Source organism: Pseudoalteromonas sp. S1609 (genome assembly GCF_005887255.1).
GTDB lineage: Bacteria > Pseudomonadota > Gammaproteobacteria > Enterobacterales > Alteromonadaceae > Pseudoalteromonas.
In genome coordinates, this window is record NZ_PNDJ01000203.1 from 1 (window position 1) to 649 (window position 649).

At 42.1% G+C, this 649-nt stretch carries 1 protein-coding gene; it reads left to right on the plus strand.

What is annotated here, in order from left to right:
• Nucleotides 1-649, plus strand: a 649-nt coding sequence (locus tag CWB76_RS19435; RefSeq protein ID WP_138609753.1) for a TonB-dependent receptor domain-containing protein, incomplete at both ends; no start/stop codon positions are given.

Below are 649 nucleotides of genomic sequence, written 5' to 3' on the forward strand. Positions count from 1 at the left end.
GCCCGTATTCAATTTTTATATGAAGGTGACGATTTCACTGGATTATTTAATTACCATGTTCGTGATTTAGATGGCTCTCCAATTGCCTTTCGTGCTAACACTATCAAACCTGGTACTAACGATTTAGTTGATGGTTTTGAAAATGACGTGGTGTATCACGATGCCGCATCTCGTGCGACGCAGCAAGTGGAATCGCAAGGTGCAAGCCTTAAGCTTGAGTGGGACTTAGCTAACCATACAGTAACGTCAATCTCTGGTTGGGAAAGTGCAGAAATTTACTCTCGTGCTGACATCGATGGTGGCTACGGTGGGTTCTCCATCAATGATGTTCCAGTTGCAATGGGCCCTGGTTTTATTCCTTTCTCTTCAGAAAGTGCTGATGGTATTCCAGACCAAGACCAATACACGCAAGAACTTCGCTTATCAAGCAACTTTGCTGGTGACGTAAATTACCAAGTGGGTGTTTTTTACTTCGACGAAGCATTAACAATTGAAAACTTTAGCTATGATACAGCCAATAATGGCGTATTAAACGGTTTTGTTAGTCAGCAGCAAGACACTAAAGCATGGGCTGTATTCGGCTCAGTTGATTACACTATTACTGATGATTTAAAAGTAACCGCGGGTCTTCGTTATTCAGATGATGAGA